This is a genomic window from Stenotrophomonas sp. 14P6.2.3 (genome assembly GCF_057799055.1).
On record NZ_JBYOLA010000018.1, the window covers coordinates 32,240 to 51,690 of the forward strand.

The following is a 19,451-nucleotide window of genomic DNA, read 5'->3' on the forward strand; positions in this document are numbered from 1 at the left end:
GTTACTTCAGGCTGATCGTGGTGTTGACGCCGTGGCTCAGCGTCTCGTCGTCGAACCAGCGCGCGGTGACGGTCTTGGTCTGCGTGTAGAACAGCACCACCTGCTTGCCGTACGGGCCCAGGTCGCCGAGCTTGGAAGCGCGCGAACCGGTGAACGAGAACAGCGGCACCGGCACCGGGATCGGCACGTTGATGCCGACCTGGCCGACGTCGATGTCTTCCTGGAACCGGCGTGCGGCTGCACCGCTCTGGGTGAACAGCGCGGTGCCGTTGCCGTTCGGGTTGCTGTTGACCATGGCGATGGCCTCATCCAGCGTTTCCGCTTCGAGGATGACCAGCACCGGCCCGAAGATTTCATCCTGGTAGATGCGCATGTCGGTGGTGACACCGGCAAAGATGGTCGGGCCGACGAAGTTGCCCTTCTCGAACCCATCGACCTGCGGCTTGCGGCCATCGAGCACCAGCTTGGCGCCCTGCTCCACACCCGACGCGATCAGGCCTTCGACACGCTCACGGGCGCTGCAGGAAATGACCGGACCGACGTCGGTGCCGGCGACCGTGCCACCACTGACCTTCAGGGTCTTGGCCTTCTCGACCAGGTCCTGCACCCAACCGCGCGCTTCACCGACCAGCACCAGGGTCGAGGCGGCCATGCAGCGCTGGCCAGCCGCACCAAAAGCGGCGCCGACCATCGCGTTGAGGGTCTGCTCCTTGTTGGCGTCCGGCAAGACCACGGCGTGGTTCTTGGCGCCCATCATGCACTGCACGCGCTTGCCGGCCAGCGAGGCGCGGTTGTACACGTGGGTGCCGACGCGGGTGGAACCGACGAACGAAACGGCCTTGATGTCGGGGTGGTCGCAGATGGCGTTGACCACTTCTTCGCCACCGTGGACGACATTCAGCACGCCCTTCGGAATGCCCGCTTCCAGGGCAAGCTCGACCAGGCGCATGGTGACCATCGGGTCCTGCTCGGACGGCTTGAGGATGAAGGTGTTGCCGGTGGCAATGGCCATCGGGAACATCCACAGCGGGATCATCGCCGGGAAGTTGAACGGGGTGATGCCTGCGCACACGCCCAGCGGCTGCATGATGCTGTAGGTGTCAACGCCATTGGCCACGTTGTTGGCCAGCTCGCCCAGCTGCAGGTTGCCGATGGCGGCCGCATGCTCGACCACTTCCAGGCCGCGGAACACATCGCCTTCGGCGTCCGGCAGCGTCTTGCCCTGTTCGGCGGTGAGGATGTGCGCCAGCTCGCTCATGTTTTCGCGGATCAGCTGCTGATACTTCAGGAAGATGCGCGCGCGGGTACCGATCGGGGTCTTGCGCCAGGTCTTGAAGGCTTCCTTGGCGGCGGCCACGGCCGCGTCGACTTCACCCGTGGTGGCGAACGGCACCTGGGCCAGCACGTCCTGGGTGGCCGGATTGATCACGTCCTGCCAGTGGGAGGTGGCCGATTCAACGAACTGGCCATCGATCAGCATGCGGATACGGGGCGCTGCAACAGTCATGACGACAATCCACGGGGTGCGAAAGATGCTTGGCATTATTCACAGCACGCACCTCGATTTCCGGCCTGAATCCGCTTAATCTGGCCAATGCCTGCCACGATTCCTGTTAATTCTGTGAATTATTCAGCCCCCCAGCGCCAACTCGGTTTGCGTCTGCTGCGCCTGCGCGAGCAGCGCGGCTACAGCCAGGCCGACCTTGCCCGCGCACTGGGGCTGTCGGCCAGCTACCTGAACCAGATCGAGCGCAACAAGCGCCCGCTGACGCCTGCGGTGCAGAAGAAGCTGGGCGAGGTGTTGGGCGATGTTTCCGCCCTGTTCGACGACAATGAGCCCGCCGCACTGCAGGAGTCGCTGGGCGAAACCCTGCGCGACCTGGGCCTGGCCGACGTCAGCGCCACCGAACTGCGCGCGCTGGCCGGCAACCTGCCGCAGGTCAGCCGCGCGCTGCTGGACCTGCACCGCCGCCACCTGGCATTGCGCGAGCATGCCGCCGCGCTGGAATTCCAGTTGGGCGAGCCAGGCGCGGGCAGCACGCTGCCGGCCGGTGACCAGGTGCGCGAGTTCTTCAACCGGATGCACAACCACATCCCCGAACTGGATGAACTGGCCGAGCAGCTGTTCGCCGAATGGGGGCTGGCGCCGGGACACGTGGCACCCCGGCTGCGCCAGTTGCTGGCCGATCGCCACGGTGTGCTGGTGGAAGTGGCCGCGCTGCAGGCCGGCCGGGAGAAGCGCCAGTACGATGCCGGCAGCCGCACGTTGTGGCTGCCCGATTACCTCGAGCCGGGCCAGCAGGCGTTCCAGATGGCGGTCGAGCTGGCGCTGCGCGGCTACCTGCCGCAGATCGATGCGGTGATCGCGCGCACCGGCTTCACTGACGATGCGCGCATCGCGCAGGCGCGCATCGGCCTGTCCAACTATTTCGCCGGGGCGCTGGTGATGCCGTACATGCGCTTCCTGCGCGCGGCCGAAGCCAGCAGCTATGACATCGAGCTGCTGGCGCACCAGTTCGGCGTGGGATTCGAGGCGGTCTGCCATCGCTTGAGTACGCTGGCACGCCGCAGCGCGCCGGGCCTGCCGTTCTTCTTCATCCGCGTGGACCGCGCCGGCAACGTGTCCAAGCGCCACTCGGCCACCGATTTCCACTTCTCGCAGGTGGGCGGTTCGTGCCCGTTGTGGATCGTCTACGAGGCGTTCAACCAGCCCGGACGCATCCTCACCCAGACCGCGCGCATGCCCGATGGCCGCCGTCATTTCTGGCTGGCACGGCAGGTCAGCAGCGGCCCGGTGGGCCACGGCCAGCCACGCAAGACCTTCGCGGTGGCACTGGGCTGTGACCTGCAGCACGCGGACAGGCTGGTGTATTCGCTGGGGCTGGATGTGCAGAGCCCGGGCAATTCGGTGTCGATCGGGCCGGGCTGCCGGGTGTGCCCGCGCGAGGACTGCATGCAGCGCGCGTTTACCCAGTTGCCGGGAAGGTAGGGGTTGGTTCGGCAGGGCTGCGCCCTGCACCCGCCGAAGCGGTAGTGCCGGCTGCTGGCCGGCAACCTCAACAGCAACAGCGGGGATTCCGTGGGATGGCGGGGTGGGTCCGGTTGCGGGGGACGCCGTAAAACCATCCCTGGGGGCTTGGCCGCGGCATCCATGCCGCGGACACCCCCGTAACCGGACCCACCCCGCCTTCGACAGATCTCCGCGATCTGCCGGAACGGCATGGCCTGCTTTTGGTGGGTGTCGACCTTGGTCGACACAGTAGATCCACGCCATGCGTGGATGCTCTTCGATGAATTGTCGACTATTCGATTTCGATGGAGATTCATCCACGCATGGCGTGGATCTACTAATCCCAGAACACGGTCAGCACGCGATTGCCCGCAGACGGCACCGGTGCATCGATGTGCTGTCCATATGGCCAACCTTCGCCGACGCCATCGCATTCCAAGCCCTGCAGCCAACCTTCCACGGTTGCCGTGTCGGTGCTGGTCAGCACGTGCACGTTCTCCGCCGCAGGCCATTCGCTGTCGTCTTCCAGCGCACTGCCCCAATCCTGGTGCAAGCCCACGTAGACACCTTCCACTTCGGGCATTGCGGCAATCGCGGCCAGGCGTGCGTATAGCTCGGCGATCGGCGGGCGGCCGTAGCCCCACTGGTTAGGTGCGATGCACTCTTCGAAATCGTTGCCTTCGAAGTACGTGACCAGCGGCACCACCGGCAGGTGTTCCGGGTCACGGGCGTCGAGACGTTCGAGCAGATCCAGCAGTTGCTGACGGGCGGACATCGGGCGTTCCTTGCAGAGGGGCAGTGATTGTATCGATCGCACTCAATAGATCGGCGTCACCTTCATCTGCGGCAACGGCCGTGGCGAGCCGTCGGTGAGGTCGGGACCGAGGTCATCCCAACTGCGTCCCTGCTCCACCATCAACCCCCACAGCTGCTGCGACGCCAACCGCTTGTCTTCCGAGCCCAACTTGTAGGAGGGCGGCGGCGGCGCGCCGGTGGCCACCATCGCATAGGCCGCGCGATAGGCCAGCACCTGCTGCGCCGGATCGTCGGTGCGCGAAATCTCCAGCGTGTAGCGCTGGTAGGCCGAGGCCAGGTTGCGCCAACGGATCCAGTAATGGTTCTCGAACGAGAACGAACAGAAGCGTGCGCCGGCCAGGCTGCCCTTGTCGGCGATGCGGGTCAGCACCTCCTGTGGCATGTCCAGGTTCATGCCGCCCTCGTCGCCCTGCAGGCTCACATGCACGATGCGGTCGCGATAGCCGGGCGCGCGCGCCTGCAGCAGGTCGCGCCAGTTCTGCATGGTGGCCACCACCGCAAACAGGAAGCGGCCCAGTTCGCCGGCCGCCAACGGCGTGGCAATGGACTGGTAGTGCCGCTGCCATCCATGGCGGTTCTCCGTGGGCAGGAACACCGAGCGTTCCAGCACCTGGCGGCTGTCGCTCTCGCGCACCACCGGCTCGGGGCGTTGCGGGTAAACCAGGTTGATGGCGAAGGTCGGCCAGCGCGGCAGCGCCGCATCGAACAGGTGGATCGGGAAGTTGCTGCTGATGCCGCCATCGGAGAACCAGCACACCCGGAACGCGGTGATCACCGGACCACAGGCCTGGCCTGCGCTGGTCAGGCCTTCCATGCTGTCGGCCACGTTGTGCCCGGCCTCGCCTCCAGCCGTCGATGTCGGCTCGCAGCGACGCTCGCGACGCGAGGGCTCATGCAGCGGCACCGCGCTGATCAGCAGCGGGAAGCTGAGGCTCATGCGCGTGGCCACCAGTACCGGCAGCGACGCGCCCTGCGGCAGATGGTAGTAGTTGCGGCCTTCAACTTCACGCGGTGGGCCGGCGCGGTCGACCATCCACTGCACCACGCTGGCCGGGAACAGCTGCTCGAATTCCTCGCGCAGGAACCAGAACTGCGCGCCGCCCAGCGGCAAGGTACGCGGTTCATTGTGCGACACGCAGGTGGTGATCATCTGCAGCGTGATCGCATGCGGGCTGTCCGGCTCGCCCGCATAACGCGGCGCGTCGTGCAGATCGGCGAAGGTCAGCGGTGCATCCATCGGTTTGCCTGACAACTGCTGCAGGCTTTCATGCAGCCACTCGGTCAGCGCCGGCGTGCCTGTGTCCCGGCTCAGTCCACTGCACAGGCCCAGCAGGTTGCGCCGCGCCACCCGTGCCACGCGCAGCGCCGCCCCGGCTACACCTGCACCATAGGCACACAACAGCGACGGCAGCAGGGTCGCCGCCACGCCGCTCCAGCCACCGCCCCACCAGCCCAGGCCGAGCAACAGTGCCAGCGACACCAGCACTTCCAGCGGCGCGATCTGGAACACCGCGATAGCCAGGCACAGCAGCTTGCGCGGCCAGCCGGCGTTGCCGGTCAGCACCACCAGCAGCCGATACGCTGCGCGCGCGCCAGCGGCGGGTTGGAACAGGCTGTAGATGAATCCACGCCGCGACAGCTGTGCCGACACCGCCGACAGGCCGCCATATCCCGCATCGCCCGGCAGGTGTTCGCCCAGTTGCTGGCGGCGGTCGCCGTATGCCGCAGCGGCCGCCACGGCAGCGGCGATCGCACCGGCCGAGGTGCCGCCGATGCTCTTGAAACGGTATTCGCGGGCCAGTGCGAGCACCGCGTTGGGATACACGATGCCGCTGGTGATGCCGCCTTTCATGACCAGATCGCAGTACTTGTCTGCCACTACCCTTCCTCCGCTTGCCAACGGCGCGCCGCAGCGCGTACTGCCATCCCTGGACCGGTGAGACCTGCCTGTCATTGCCATAGCGCTTGGGCGCGGGGCACGGGAACGTGTGAAAGGCTCCCATCCAACGCCAGGAATGCAGTATGACGTGGAGCCCTCTCACCGCCTGAGACCACCGCCGCAGTTGTGCAGGCACGTGGCCGGCAGGCAGCCACCACACCGTGCTGGCAGCTGTCTGGCACCACTGGCGGATACTTGACCGGCGGCACCGAAGGCGTAGCATCTGCAGCAAGCCAAGGGACAGACCCTTCGCTGCCACAACGACATGAGGGATTCTCATGGAATTCGACTATCTCGTCTTCATCGGGCGTTTCGAGCCCTTCCACAACGGCCATGCCGCCGTTGCCCGCCTTGCCCTGAGCAGGGCCCGCAAGCTGATCTTCCTGGTCGGCTCTGCCGATACCCCCCGCAGCCTGCGCAATCCCTGGACCGTGGCCGAACGCGCCGTGATGATCCAGGCCGCCCTCGATGGCAACGCCGATCGCCTGCTGATCCAGCCACTGCGTGACCACCTGTACAACGAAGCCCAGTGGATCGCCAGCGTGCAGCGTCATGTGGCCGAAGCCCTGCGCAACGATGGTGCCGCACCCGATGCGAAGGTCGGCCTGATCGGCATGGACAAGGATGCTTCCAGCTACTACCTGCGGGAGTTCCCGCAATGGCCGCTGGTCGACGTGCAGCACACTGCTACCTTGTCGGCCACCGAGCTGCGTCGTTACCTGTTCGAAGCCGGCGACGTGGATTTCCACGGTGCACTGCTTATGCTGCGCGGTAATGTGCCGGCACCGGTGTACGAGATGCTCGAGGCGTTCCGCAGAAGCTCACCGGCCTACGCGCAGCTGGTGGCCGAGTACCGTTTCATCGAGCAGTACAAGGCCGCCTGGAAGGATGCGCCATATGCGCCTACCTTCGTCACCACCGATGCGGTGGTGGTGCACTCGGGCCACGTACTGCTGGTCCGCCGTCGTTCGGCACCGGGCAAGGGCCTGTGGGCGCTGCCCGGCGGCTTCGTCGGCCAGGAACAGAGCCTGCTCGACAGCTGCCTGCGCGAACTGCGCGAGGAAACCCGGCTGAAGATTCCACTGCCGGTGCTGAAAGGCTCGCTGAAGGGCCAGCAGGTGTTCGACCACCCCGAGCGCAGCCAGCGCGGCCGCACCATCACCCATGCCTTCCACTTCGAATTCCCCGCTGGCGAACTGCCGGCGGTGCGCGGTGGCGACGACGCCGACAAGGCGCGCTGGATTCCGGTCAGCGAGGCGCTGGACATGGGCCCGCAGCTGTTTGAAGACCACCTGCACATCCTGGAGTACTTCCTGGGCCGGGGCTGATCCGACCGGGCCCTGCAGAACCCGTTTTCCCCACCGGCGGACAGACCGCCGGTGCCACTCGACGCGAAGGAGCTTCCGTCATGCATTACCTCGATAACCTTCTCCTCAACACCGACAGCTACAAGGCCAGCCACTGGCTGCAGTACCCGCCGGGTACCGACGCCACGTTCTTCTACGTGGAATCACGCGGCGGCCTGCACGATCGCACGGTGTTCTTCGGCCTGCAGGCGATCCTCAAGGATGCCCTGGCACGGCCCGTCACCCACGCCGACATCGATGACGCCGCAGCGCTGTTCGCCGCGCATGGCGAACCGTTCAACGAAGCCGGCTGGCACGATATCGTCGACCGTCTCGGCGGCCATCTGCCGGTACGCATCCGCGCCGTACCCGAAGGCAGCGTGGTGCCCACGCACCAGGCACTGATGACCATCGAGTCGACCGACCCCGCCGCCTTCTGGGTGCCGTCCTACCTGGAAACCCTGCTGCTGCGCGTGTGGTACCCGGTCACCGTGGCGACCATCAGCTGGCATGCGCGGCAGACCATCGCCGGCTTCCTGCAGCAGACCAGCGATGACCCGCAGGGGCAGCTGCCGTTCAAGCTGCACGACTTCGGCGCACGCGGCGTCTCCAGCCTGGAATCTGCCGCACTTGGCGGTGCCGCGCACCTGGTCAACTTCCTCGGCACCGATACGGTGTCGGCGCTGTGCCTTGCACGTGCGCACTACCACGCGCCGATGGCGGGCTATTCGATTCCGGCCGCCGAGCACAGCACCATCACCAGCTGGGGCCGCGAGCGCGAAGTGGATGCGTACCGCAACATGCTGCGCCAGTTCGGCACGCCCGGTGCGATCGTAGCGGTGGTGTCGGACAGCTATGACATCTACCGTGCCATCAGCGAACACTGGGGTACCACCCTGCGCGAGGAAGTGATCGCTTCCGGCGCCACCCTGGTCATCCGCCCGGATTCTGGCGACCCGGTCGAGGTGGTCGCCGAGAGTCTGCTGCGGTTGGATGCCGCGTTCGGTCACACGATCAACGGCAAGGGCTACAAGGTGCTCAACCATGTCCGCGTCATCCAGGGCGATGGCATCAACCCGGATACGATCCGCGCGATCCTGCAGCGCACCACCGATGATGGCTACTCGACTGACAACGTGGCCTTCGGCATGGGCGGCGCGCTGCTGCAGCGGCTGGACCGCGATACCCAGAAGTTCGCGCTGAAGTGTTCGGCAGCGCGGGTGGACGGTGACTGGATCGACGTTTACAAGAATCCGGTCACCGATGCCGGCAAGGCCAGCAAGCGCGGCCGTATGCGCCTGCTGCGCCGCCTGGACGACGGCAGCCTGCACACGCTGCCGCTGCCGGCCGATGGCGATGACACCCTTCCCGCCGGCTTCGAGGATGCGATGGTGACCGTGTGGGAGAACGGCCGCCTGCTGCATGACCAGCGGCTGGATGACATCCGCGCGCGGGCCGCTGCCCAGCATTGAGGATCCATCCGCGCATGGCGTGGATCCAGCTGGGGGTCAGAGCCCGTTGCGGGCAACGGGATCCGACCCCTGGGCCTTGACCGGCGCCGTCAACACGTCCACCGTGAGCGCGCCGAAGGTATCCCTGCCGTGGTCTGGATGACGACAGGGATTTAAACGGGAATCCGGTGAAGGCGCCTCGCGCGCCCATTCCGGAGCTGCCCCGCAGCGGTGAATGGAAACGAATCCTGCCAACAGCACTGGGCTCGCGCCTGGGAAGCGGCAGGTAGTAGGTGGGCTGCGGCCCGTGTCCATCAGCCCGAATACCGGCCCCGGCCGGGGGACTCGACTGTCCCCTGACTCGACCTGGAATCTCCGCGGGGAGGTTGCCGGGGCCGTCGTCGTCCTGCGCGTGCAGGCGGCGTGGCCGCGCGCGTCCTGTTCACGGTTTCCGGCCAGACCCGTTGCCCACGCCCAGACGCACCCGACGATGACCGAGCTCCAACGCCCCACCCTGACCCTTCCCGACGACGGCCAGCGCCTGTTGCTGCATTCGTGCTGCGCGCCGTGCTCGGGCGAAGTGATGGAGGCGATCACCGCCTCCGGGATCGACTACGCGATCTTCTTCTACAACCCCAACATTCACCCGGTGAAGGAATACGAGCTGCGCAAGCAGGAGAACATCCGCTTCGCCGAACAGCACGGCATTCCCTTCATCGACTGCGACTACGACACCGACAACTGGTTCAGCCGTGCGCGTGGCATGGAGAATGAACCCGAGCGCGGCATCCGCTGCACGATGTGCTTCGACATGCGTTTCGAGCGCACCGCGCTGTACGCACACGAACACGGCTACGACACCATCAGCTCCTCGCTGGGCATCTCGCGCTGGAAGAACATGGCGCAGATCAACGACTGCGGCGTGCGCGCCGCCTCGCACTACGAAGGCCTGCAGTACTGGGACTACAACTGGCGCAAGGGTGGTGGTGCCAGCCGCATGGTCGAGATCAGCAAACGCGAGCAGTTCTACCAGCAGGAATACTGTGGCTGCGTATATTCGCTGCGCGATGCCAACCGCCACCGGCGCGAGAACGGCCGCGAGCGCATCAAGATCGGCTTGCTGTATTACGGGCAGGACAACGACGCCGCCAGCGGCGATTGACGTGCGCGCGAGGGGCGGCCACGCTGGTCGCCCCTCTCCCGTTGTGCCGGACCTGCCATGACCGCCCTGCCCGCTGACGTCGCCCTGCTGGTGATCGACCTGCAGCCGGACTTCATGCCCGGTGGCGCCCTCGCCTGCGAAGAGGGCGATGCGCTGGTGGCGCCGATCACGGCACTGCTGGCCGAGCGCCGCTACCGCACCGTGGTCGCAACCCAGGACTGGCACCCGGCCGACCATGCCTCGTTTGCCAGCCAGCATCCGGGGCATCTGCCTTTTGAAGCCATCCTGCTGCACGCGCAGCCGCAGACGCTGTGGCCGGACCACTGCGTGCAGGGCAGCGCGGGCGCCGCACTGCACCCGGGAGTGGACTGGACCGTGGCCGACCTGATCCTGCGCAAAGGCACGCGCCAGCAGGTGGATTCGTACAGCGCCTTCCGCGAAAACCACGGCCCCGACGGCACGCGCCCGGCGACCGGACTGGCCGGCTGGCTGCACGAACGAGGGATCCGCGAGGTGCACGTGTGCGGGTTGGCGCGCGATTACTGTGTGCTGTGGAGCGCGCAGGACGCGGTGAAGTCCGGCTTCCGGGTGAAGTTCCTGTGGGAGCTGACCCGCCCGGTGACCGATGCCAACGACGGCATGGTGCGCGAGGCCCTGGCGAAAGCGAGGATTGCGATCGCCTGACGCGCTTCCGCCGGGCATGGCCCGGCGCTACCCGTCGTCCGATCCTGGTAGCGCCGGGCCATGCCCGGCGAGCGGGCGACGCGGCCGTTACCTGAACACCACCGTGCGGTGCCCGTTGAGCAGGATGCGGTGCTCCACGTGCCGGCGTACCGCCCGCGCCAGCACCTGCGATTCGGTATCGCTGCCCAGCCGCACCAGCTCGCGGGGAGTCATCGCGTGGTCCACGCGGGCCACGTCCTGTTCGATGATCGGACCTTCGTCCAGGTCTTCGGTGACGTAGTGCGCGGTGGCGCCGATGATCTTGACCCCGCGCGCGTGCGCCTGGTGGTACGGCTGCGCGCCCTTGAAGCTGGGCAGGAAGCTGTGGTGGATGTTGATTGCCCTGCCCGCCAGCGCACGGCACAGCATGGGCGAGAGAATCTGCATGTAGCGCGCCAGCACCACCAGATCGATGCGCTCGCGCTCGACCAGATCGATGATCTGCTGTTCCTGCCCCGCGCGCGTGTCGGCGTTCACCGGCAAGTGGTGGAACGGCACCTGGTAGGACGCCGCCAGCGCTGCGAAGTCCGCGTGGTTGGAGGCCACCGCTGCGATGTCCACCTTCAGCTGGCCGCTGTGTGCACGGAACAGCAGGTCGTTCAGGCAATGGCCCTGCTTGCTGACCAGTACCAGCAGCCGTGGGCGATGGCGCCCGTCATGCAGTTGCCAGTCCATGCCGAAGTCCGCTGCCAGTGCAGCCATCGCGTTGTGCACGGTCTCCAGCGGCAGGCCCGCATCGCGGTCGAAGTGCACGCGCAGGAAGAAGCGACCGCTCTCCTCATCGCCGAACTGCTGGGCGTCGAGGATATTGCAGCCGTGGTCGAACAACAGGCCCGACACGCGATAGACGATGCCGGTGCGGTCGGGACAGGAGAGGGTGAGGATGGAATCGGGGCGCATTGCCCGAGTGTAGGGCAGCATCGTTGCGCGGTGGACGATGGTCACCGATGCAACCGACTGCTTGGTACAGACCCAAGCGATACTTGGCCTTCCGCATGGCAAGCTGGTCGGTCATGAACCTGTTGCAGCTCATCCGCAGCTTCACCCGCACCGCAGAGACCGGCAGCATTGCCGCTGCGGCACGCACCCTTGGCATCAGCGCCACCGCCGTGGGCCAGAACATCAACCGCCTGGAAGCCCACCTGGGCGTGCGCCTGCTGAACCGGAGTACGCGCCAACTGGCGCTGAGCGAGGCCGGCACGGTGTACCTGGCACAGGTGCGGCATCTCGAAGCGGATCTGGCACGCGCGCAGGCCATGGTCACCGGCGACGTGGAACCGGCCGGGCCCCTTCGCATCGCCAGCAGCAGCGCGTTCGGCCGGCACGTGCTGGCACCGCTGCTGCCCTCACTGCAGCAGCGCTACCCGCAGTTGCAGCTGGAACTGCGCCTGACCGATCGCGCCGTGCAGCACGGTGCCGAGGCGGTGGATGCAAGCATCCGCATCGGCGCGCAGCTGGAGGACGGGCTGGTGGCGCGCCCTCTGGCACGTATTCCGTTCGTGTTCTGCGCATCGCCTGCGTACCTGCAGGCACACGGCATGCCGCTGGAGCCGGCGCAGCTGGCCGCCCATCGCGGCCTGCTGCACCGCTTCCCCACCGATGGCCGACCACTACGCTGGGGCCTGCTGAAAGACGGTCAACGCGTGGACGCAGCACTGCCGCCGAGCATGGTCTGCGATGACATCAATGCGCTGGCCGAACTGGCCGCTGCCGGAGCGGGCATTACCCGGCTGGCAGCGTTCGTGGCCGAACCGTACCTGCGCGACGGGCGACTGCAGGCGGTGTTCGGGCCCGCTACCGACTGGAAGCCGGAGCCGATGGAGGTCTATTTCTGCGTCAGCGACCGCCGCGATTTCACCGCCAAGATCCGCGCGCTGTTCGAGCACCTGCAGGCCGGCCTGCCGCCGGCCTGGCAGGTGTAATGCTCAGCGCGGACTGAACACGCCGCGTGCGTCGCGCGGCTCGCAGCGCAGGTACTGCGGCGCCGGCACCACGCTGTCACCCAGCGCAGCAGCGGCGTGCCACGGCCAACGCGGGTCGTACAGGATGCCGCGGGCCAGCGCGATGGCATCGGCCTGGTTGTGGCGCAGGATCGATTCGGCCTGCTCCGGCTCGGTGATCATGCCTACCGCGATCACCGGCATGCGCACCTTCTTGGCCTTGATCGCCGCCGCGAACGGCACCTGGTAGCCCGGGCCGACGCTGATCTTCTGGCGCTCGTGCAGGCCGCCACTGGAGACGTGCAGGAAATTGCAGCCACGCGCGTCCAGCACCTGTGCCAGCGCCTCGCTCTGCACGATGTCCCAGCCGCCCTCGACCCAGTCGCTGGCGGAGATGCGCACGCCCACGGCCACCTTGTCCGACACCGCGGCACGCACCGCGTCGAACACTTCCACCAGCATCCGCAGCCGGTTCGGCAGCGAGCCGCCGTAGCCATCGGTGCGGCGGTTGCTCAGCGGCGACAGGAACTGGTGCAGCAGATAACCGTGCGCGGCATGGATCTCGATCAGCTCGAAGCCCAGGCGCTCGGCGCGCACCGCGCTGGCGGCGAAGGCAGCAACGATCTCGGCGATGCCGGCCTCGTCCAGTTCCTGCGGCGCCGGATCGGCGGCATGGAACGGCAGCGGCGACGGTGCGACCGTGGCCCAACCACGCGCATCGTCGGCCGGCAGCTGGCCACCGCCATCCCACGGGCGCGCCGTAGAGGCCTTACGGCCGGCATGGGCCAGCTGCACACCCAACGGCATCGGCGACCAGCGGCGAACGCTGGCCAGCACCTGCGCCAATGCCGCTTCGGTGCCGTCATCCCACAGGCCCAGGTCTGCCCAGCTGATGCGGCCGCGCGCTTCGACCGCAGTGGCCTCCAGGATCAGCAGGCCCGCACCGGACTGCGCCAGGTTGCCCAGATGCATGGCGTGCCAGTCGCTGGCGCGGCCGTCTTCGGCGGAGTACTGGCACATCGGCGCGACGACGATGCGGTTGGACAGGGTCAGGGGGCCGAAGGAGATCGGCGAAAACAGCTGGCTCACGGCAGTGGGGGGTGTATCAAAGGGGGGACGTATTGCACCGCTGTACGGCCGATAGATCAACCGTGTGGGTAGATCGCTGTTTCGTGGGAAGGCGCAGCCGAGCCCATGCTTGGCTCAGCGCGTGGTCCAGCCGGCCAGCGCCTCGGCGCAATCGCGCTCGTCCTTGAACTGCAGCAGGTCGTCGGCACGGGTGCGGCCACGGTTCAGCGCGGCCACCGGCAGGCCAGCCTTGGCTGCGGCCTGCACGAAGCGGAAGCCGGAATAGACCATCAGCGAGGAGCCCACCACCAGCACCGCATCCGCCTGCTGCAGGTGGTCGTGCACGGCATCCACACGCTCACGCGGCACGTTTTCGCCGAAGAACACCACGTCCGGCTTCAGCAGGCCGCCGCAGTGCGGGCAGTCCGGCACCGCGAACGTCGAGAAGTCGGTTTCCAGGTCGGCGTCGCCGTCGGGCGCGATACCGGCCTCCAGCGATTCCCAGCCGGGGTTGGCGTCCAGCAACTGCTGCTGGAAGCCCTCACGCTCGCTGCGACGTTCGCAGCCCATGCAGCGCACCAGATCCAGGCGGCCGTGCAGGTCGATCACGTTGCGGCTGCCGGCACGCTGGTGCAGGCCATCCACGTTCTGGGTCAGCAGTACCTGCAGCTTGCCGCTGTCCTCCAGTGCGGCCAGCGCCTGATGCGTGCCGTTGGGCCGGGCCTGGTCGAAGCGCGGCCAGCCCAGCAGGCTGCGCGCCCAGTAACGCTGGCGGGTGGCGGCCTCGCCCATGAAGGCCTGGTAGGTCACCGGCGGCGTGCGCTTCCACTGGCCATCGGCATCGCGGTAATCGGGAATGCCCGAAGCGGTGCTGCAGCCGGCGCCGGTCAGCACGAACAGGCGTTGGGCGCGGTCGATGAAGTCGGTGAGCGGCAGGGTCATGGCAGCCAGATGGGGGCGCGTGGGCGCCCCCGCAAGCACGGGCTCAGGCCGCCGGCGCGCCGGGCAGCTGCGGCACGGTCACCGGGTGGCCATCCTCGCCCAGGGCGATCATCACGAAGTGGCCGCGGGTGCACAGCTTGCGCTCGCCGCTGTGCAGGTCCTCGGCAATCAGCTCCACCTCGACCTTCATCGAGCTGCGGCCGACCTCGACGATGCGGCCGATGGTCTCCACCATCTGGCCGATGCGGATCGGCAGCTTGAAATCGACCTGGTCGCTGCGCGCGGTCACCACGGTGCGGCGCGAGTAGCGGGCGGCGGCCAGGAAGGCGGCCTTGTCCATCCATGCCAGTGCCTGGCCACCGAACAGGGTGCCCATATGGTTGGTGTGGTTGGGGAAGACGATTTCGGCCATGCGCACTTCGGTCGGCGGCACGGTCTCGGGAATGGGGGTCATGGGGGCGGTTCGGGTGTGGGGTAAGACGGATTTTAAGGCAGGTGGCGTGCAGGCGGCGCTACACTTCGGCACCCCCACTGCGTGAACCCACCATGCCCGCCACGTCCGACCTGCTGGCCTTCGCCCTTGTCTCGCTGGCCATGGTGCTGACACCTGGGCCGAACATGATCTACGTGATCTCGCGTTCGATCTGCCAGGGCCGCGTGGCCGGGCTGATTTCGCTGGGCGGGGTGGCGATGGGCTTCGTTTTCTACATGCTGTGCGCGGCGCTGGGCATCACCGCGCTGCTGATGACCGTGCCGTTCGCCTACGACGCGCTGCGCATCGGCGGCGCGCTGTACCTGCTGTACCTGGCCTGGCAGGCGTTGAAGCCGGGCGGCCGCTCGCCGTTCGCGGTGCGCGACCTGCCGGTGGACGGCCCGCGCAAGCTGTTTGCGATGGGCTTCCTGACCAATGTGCTGAATCCGAAGGTGGCGGTGATGTACCTGTCCCTGCTGCCGCAGTTCCTGCACCCGGACAGCGAAGGCGGCGTGTTGATGCAGTCGCTGGTGCTGGGTTCCACCCAGCTGCTGGTCAGCGTGAGCGTGAACGGCATCATCGCGATGATGGCCGGCAGCATTGCCGGCTTCCTGGCTGCGCGTCCCACCTGGCAGGCGGTGCAGCGGTGGTTCATGGGCATGGTGCTGGCCGGGTTGGCCGTGCGCATGGCGGTGGATGGGCGGCGGTAGCGCCAGGCCATGCCGTGGAAACGAAAAACCCCGGCGTTGGCCGGGGTTTCTCGTTGCGACAGTCCTGACCGGTTCGATCAGAAGTTCATGTCGAAGGCGACTTCGCCCTTCACGCCCACCTGGTAGGCCGAGGCGCGGCGTTCGAAGAAGTTGGTCAGTTCCTGCACGTCCTGCAGTTCCATGAAGCTCAGCGGGTTGCGCACGTTGTACTTGCGCTCCATGCCCAGGCGATGGAAATGGTTGTCGGCGCAGTGCTGCAGGTACTGGCGCATGTCACGGGTGGAAATGCCTGCCACGCCACCGGACAGCACGTCCTCGGCGAACTGCACTTCACACTCGATGGCTTCGGCCAGCATGTCGTAGACATCCTGCTTCATCTTGTCGTCGAACAGATCCGGCTCTTCCTCGCGGATCACGTCCACGCACTCGAAGGCGAATTCCATGTGCGCGCTTTCGTCGCGGAACACCCAGTTGGTGCCCGAGGCCAGGCCGTTGAGCAGGCCGCGCGAACGGAAGTAGTACACGTAGGCGAACGCGGCGAAGAAGAACAGGCCTTCGATGCACGCAGCGAAACAGATCTGGTTGAGCAGGAACTGGCGGCGCTCGTCGCGGGTCTCGATGCGCTTCAGGTCCTGGATCGAGTCGATCCACTTGAAGCAGAAATCGGCCTTTTTCTTGATCGAGTCGATGTTCTCCACCGCGGCGAAGGCTTTGACGCGCTCGTCCGGATCCGGCAGGTAGTTGTCCAGCAGGGTCAGGTAGAACTGCACGTGCAGCGCTTCTTCATACAACTGGCGCGACAGGTACATGCGCGCTTCGGGCGCGTTCAAGTGCTGGTACAGGTTCAGCACCAGGTTGTTGGACACGATCGAATCGCCGGTGGCGAAGAACGCGACCAGGCGGTGGATCAGGTGACGCTCGCCCGGCGACATCTTGCTGTGCAGGTCGCTGATGTCGATCTGGAAGTTGATCTCTTCCACCGTCCAGGTGTTCTTGATCGCGTTCCGGTACATGTCATAGAACTGCGGGTAGCGCATCGGGCGCAGGGTCAGTTCAAAACCGGGATCGAGCAGCATCTGCTTGGGCTTGTCGGCCATGGGTGTTTCCTTGAATTCCTGGGTGAGCGGCCGGGCATGACCCGGCGCTACCGTGGGTGATGATCATCGGCCGGGGTTGCCGGCCAGCGGCCGGCACTACCACGCGGCGGTGCCGCGTATTACTGGCAGGCCTCGCAGGCTTCCGGGTTCTCCAGCGAGCAGGCGATGGCCTCTTCCGGGCTGAACACCTTTTCCGGTGCAACGCTGGCCACGTGGCTGACCGTGGTCTTGGCGATCTTGGTGGCCGGACGCGAACGCAGGTAGTAGGTGGTCTTGATGCCCTGCTTCCAGGCGTACATGTACATGGACGACATCGCGCCGATGCTCGGGCTTTCCATGAACAGGTTGAGCGAGGCGGACTGGTCGATGAAGGCGCCACGGTCGGCGGCCATGTCGATCAGCGAACGCATCGGCAGCTCCCACGCGGTGCGATAGACGTGGCGCAGCGTTTCGGGGATCTGGGTGATGGCCTGGATCGAGCCGTCGGCCAGCTTGATCGCATCGCGCATTTCCGGGGTCCAGTGGCCCAGCTTCTTCAGCTCGTTCACCAGGTAACGGTTCACCTGCAGGAAGTCACCGGACAAGGTCTCGCGCTTGAACAGGTTGGACACCTGCGGTTCCACGCACTCGTAGCAGCCGGCGATGGACGCGATGGTCGCGGTCGGGGCAATCGCGATCATCAGCGAGTTGCGCAGGCCGTGTTCCTTGATGCGCTCACGCAGGGCATCCCAGCGTGCGGCATCTTCCGGCACCACGTTCCAGGCATCGAACTGCAGCTCGCCGCTGGCCGCACGGGTGTCGGCGAAGGACGGATGCTTGCCACGTTCCTGGGCCAGTTCCACCGAGGTTTCCAGCGCGTGGAAGTAGATGGTCTCGGCAATCTTCTTCGACAGCGCGCGGGCTTCGGCGCCATCGAACGGAAGGCGCTTGCGGAAGAACACGTCCTGCAGGCCCATGCAGCCCAGGCCGACCGGACGCCAGCGCAGGTTGCCGCGACGTGCCGATTCGATCGGGTAGAAGTTCAGGTCGATCACGCGGTCCAGCTGGCGCACGGCCAGGCGCACGGTGTCGGCCAGCTTGTCGAAATCGAACTCGCCGTTGCCGTCGAAGTGGTTGCCCAGGTTGATCGAACCCAGGTTGCACACCGCGGTCTCTTCGGCCGAGGTGACTTCCAGGATCTCGGTGCACAGGTTGGACAGGTGGATCACGTTGCCGGCGCGCAGGGTCTGGTTGCTGGCGCGGTTGCACTTGTCCTTGAAGGTCATCCAGCCGTTGCCGGTCTCGGCCAGGGTGCGCATCATCCGCGAGTACAGCTTGCGTGCGGAGATGGTGCGGTTGGCCTTGCCCTGTGCTTCGGCCTGCAGGTAGGCAGCCTCGAAGGCTTCACCGAACAGGTCGGTGAACTCGGGCACCACGCGCGGATCGAACAGCGACCATTCCTGGTCCGATTCGACACGCTTCATGAACAGGTCCGGGATCCAGTTGGCCAGGTTCAGGTTATGCGCACGGCGCGATTCGTCGCCGGTGTTGTCACGCAGCTCGAGGAAGTCCTCAATGTCGGCGTGCCAGGTTTCCAGGTACACACAGGCCGCGCCCTTGCGCTTGCCACCCTGGTTCACCGCAGCCACCGACGAATCCATGGTCTTCAGCCACGGCACGATGCCGTTGGAATGGCCGTTGGTCGACTTGATCAGCGAGCCACGCGAACGCACACGGGTGTAGCTGACGCCGATGCCGCCGGAGAACTTGGACAGCTGGGCGATGTCGCCGTACTTGGAGTAGATCGATTCCAGCGAATCCTGCGGCGAGTCCAGCAGGAAGCACGAGGACAGCTGCTCATGGGTGGTGCCGGAGTTGAACAGGGTCGGGCTGGACGGCAGGTAGTCCAGGTTGCCCATGCGCTTGTACAGCGCCAGGGTTTCCGGCACGTCCTCGCTCAGCGCGCTGGCGATGCGCAGGAAGAACTGCTGCGGGGTCTCGATCACCTTGCGGGTGTGCGGATGGCGCAGCAGGTAGCGGTCGTACAGGGTACGCAGGCCGAAGTAATCGAAGTTCAGGTCCAGCGAGATATCGATGGCATCGTTGAGCTTGCGTGCGTTGGTCTGCACGAAGTTCAGCAGGCGATCGTTGATCAGGCCCACTTCGTGGCCACGACCCACCGACTGCGAGAACGCGTGGATTTCCTGGTTGGACACTTCCTTGGCGATGAAGTTGGCCAACAGGCGCGCGGCCAGACGGCCGTACTCGGGTTCTTCGCCGATCAGCAGCGCCGCGGTGCGGATGGACAGTTCATCCAGCTCCTGGGTGGTGGCGCCGTTGTACAGGCCGGAAATGGTGCGGGTGGCCACACGCATCGGATCGACGGCGTGCAGGCCTTCAGAGGAACGCTGCACCGCGCGGACGATCTTGTTCAGATCCACCAGTTCGGTCGTGCCATTGCGCTTGGTCACACTCATCGCGTTGGACGTCGGCGGCGACGTCAACAGGAATTCGCTTTCCTTCTCGATGGTGGCGCTGGTCTCGGTGGTCACGGCGTGTGTCCTCTTGGCGTGATGGATGGTGGCTCGGTGCATCGGATGACGCGGCCCGGGACGTGACACCCCAGGGTGGCAGACCGGTGTCGCAGGAATTGAGACCTGCGCCTGTGGCTGCTGCTGGCAGTGCTGACCGGTGCCGCTGCGGGCATGGAGGGCGTATCACCGGAGGCTCCGGCGATCCCTTCCATGGACCCGGCGGCTTGGGGTCCCCACAACCGACAGCCACAAGATAGTGGGG

The 19,451-nt window shown here is 66.3% G+C and carries 16 protein-coding genes and 1 riboswitch; of the genes, 7 read left to right on the top strand and 9 right to left on the bottom strand.

Annotated features, from left to right (window positions below; genetic code table 11):
- Position 1: 1 nt before the first annotated feature.
- Complete coding sequence (locus AC27VL_RS14405; RefSeq protein WP_100554431.1) at positions 2-1,507, bottom strand: CoA-acylating methylmalonate-semialdehyde dehydrogenase; 1,506 nt, start codon at positions 1,505-1,507, stop codon at positions 2-4.
- 87 nt (positions 1,508-1,594) lie between these two features.
- Between AC27VL_RS14405 and AC27VL_RS14410 the strand changes: the two genes are divergently transcribed.
- Entirely contained in the window at positions 1,595-2,989 is a 1,395-nt protein-coding gene (locus tag AC27VL_RS14410) for a helix-turn-helix domain-containing protein (RefSeq protein WP_205405728.1), read from the top strand.
- 358 nt (positions 2,990-3,347) lie between these two features.
- Here the strand turns inward: AC27VL_RS14410 and AC27VL_RS14415 are convergent, their stop codons facing one another.
- The gene (locus AC27VL_RS14415) at positions 3,348-3,785 is read right to left on the bottom strand and encodes a hypothetical protein (protein WP_100554428.1); all 438 of its coding nucleotides are present in this window, start codon (positions 3,783-3,785) and stop codon (positions 3,348-3,350) included.
- Positions 3,786-3,827: 42 nt separating this feature from the next.
- Positions 3,828-5,705: a patatin-like phospholipase family protein gene (locus AC27VL_RS14420; RefSeq protein WP_488767074.1), complete on the bottom strand. Its 1,878-nt coding sequence runs from the start codon at positions 5,703-5,705 to the stop codon at positions 3,828-3,830.
- A 338-nt stretch (positions 5,706-6,043) separates the two neighbouring features.
- Here AC27VL_RS14420 and AC27VL_RS14425 point away from each other — a divergent pair, with 338 nt between their 5' ends.
- From AC27VL_RS14425 to pncA, 4 genes are all read left to right on the top strand, one after another.
- Positions 6,044-7,093, top strand: coding sequence for a bifunctional nicotinamide-nucleotide adenylyltransferase/Nudix hydroxylase (locus AC27VL_RS14425; protein ID WP_409349575.1), 1,050 nt, complete (start codon positions 6,044-6,046; stop codon positions 7,091-7,093).
- A gap of 80 nt (positions 7,094-7,173) precedes the next feature.
- Positions 7,174-8,583: a nicotinate phosphoribosyltransferase gene (locus AC27VL_RS14430; RefSeq protein WP_488767076.1), complete on the top strand. Its 1,410-nt coding sequence runs from the start codon at positions 7,174-7,176 to the stop codon at positions 8,581-8,583.
- A 113-nt stretch (positions 8,584-8,696) separates the two neighbouring features.
- Positions 8,697-8,911, top strand: a riboswitch (cobalamin riboswitch).
- Positions 8,912-9,052: 141 nt separating this feature from the next.
- Positions 9,053-9,724 (top strand): epoxyqueuosine reductase QueH, encoded by a 672-nt coding sequence (locus AC27VL_RS14435; protein WP_191078467.1) that lies wholly within the window; start codon positions 9,053-9,055, stop codon positions 9,722-9,724.
- Between the two features lie 57 nt (positions 9,725-9,781).
- A complete protein-coding gene (gene pncA / locus AC27VL_RS14440) occupies positions 9,782-10,408 on the top strand; it encodes a bifunctional nicotinamidase/pyrazinamidase (RefSeq protein ID WP_488767078.1) in 627 nt (208 codons plus the stop codon).
- Between the two features lie 87 nt (positions 10,409-10,495).
- Here pncA and purU read toward each other — a convergent pair whose 3' ends face one another.
- Complete coding sequence (gene purU / locus AC27VL_RS14445; protein WP_488767080.1) at positions 10,496-11,347, bottom strand: formyltetrahydrofolate deformylase; 852 nt, start codon at positions 11,345-11,347, stop codon at positions 10,496-10,498.
- A gap of 113 nt (positions 11,348-11,460) precedes the next feature.
- Here purU and AC27VL_RS14450 point away from each other — a divergent pair, with 113 nt between their 5' ends.
- Positions 11,461-12,369, top strand: a complete 909-nt coding sequence (locus tag AC27VL_RS14450; RefSeq protein WP_488767082.1) for a LysR family transcriptional regulator — start codon at positions 11,461-11,463, stop codon at positions 12,367-12,369.
- A gap of 3 nt (positions 12,370-12,372) precedes the next feature.
- Here AC27VL_RS14450 and AC27VL_RS14455 read toward each other — a convergent pair whose 3' ends face one another.
- The 3 genes from AC27VL_RS14455 to AC27VL_RS14465 all read right to left on the bottom strand — a co-directional run bounded on the left by AC27VL_RS14455 (position 12,373) and on the right by AC27VL_RS14465 (position 14,851).
- The gene (locus tag AC27VL_RS14455; RefSeq protein ID WP_191078470.1) at positions 12,373-13,476 is read right to left on the bottom strand and encodes an NADH:flavin oxidoreductase/NADH oxidase; all 1,104 of its coding nucleotides are present in this window, start codon (positions 13,474-13,476) and stop codon (positions 12,373-12,375) included.
- Between the two features lie 114 nt (positions 13,477-13,590).
- A complete protein-coding gene (locus AC27VL_RS14460; RefSeq protein WP_488767084.1) occupies positions 13,591-14,397 on the bottom strand; it encodes an NAD-dependent protein deacetylase in 807 nt (268 codons plus the stop codon).
- Between the two features lie 43 nt (positions 14,398-14,440).
- Positions 14,441-14,851: an acyl-CoA thioesterase gene (locus tag AC27VL_RS14465; protein WP_089241503.1), complete on the bottom strand. Its 411-nt coding sequence runs from the start codon at positions 14,849-14,851 to the stop codon at positions 14,441-14,443.
- Between the two features lie 92 nt (positions 14,852-14,943).
- Between AC27VL_RS14465 and AC27VL_RS14470 the strand changes: the two genes are divergently transcribed.
- Complete coding sequence (locus tag AC27VL_RS14470; RefSeq protein WP_100554417.1) at positions 14,944-15,579, top strand: LysE family translocator; 636 nt, start codon at positions 14,944-14,946, stop codon at positions 15,577-15,579.
- 77 nt (positions 15,580-15,656) lie between these two features.
- Here the strand turns inward: AC27VL_RS14470 and AC27VL_RS14475 are convergent, their stop codons facing one another.
- Positions 15,657-16,676 (bottom strand): ribonucleotide-diphosphate reductase subunit beta, encoded by a 1,020-nt coding sequence (locus tag AC27VL_RS14475; protein WP_089241511.1) that lies wholly within the window; start codon positions 16,674-16,676, stop codon positions 15,657-15,659.
- A 119-nt stretch (positions 16,677-16,795) separates the two neighbouring features.
- Positions 16,796-19,207 carry a ribonucleoside-diphosphate reductase subunit alpha gene (locus AC27VL_RS14480; RefSeq protein WP_100554414.1) on the bottom strand — a complete coding sequence of 804 codons (2,412 nt, stop codon included), beginning with the start codon at positions 19,205-19,207 and terminating at the stop codon, positions 16,796-16,798.
- Between the last annotated feature and the right edge of the window lie 244 nt (positions 19,208-19,451).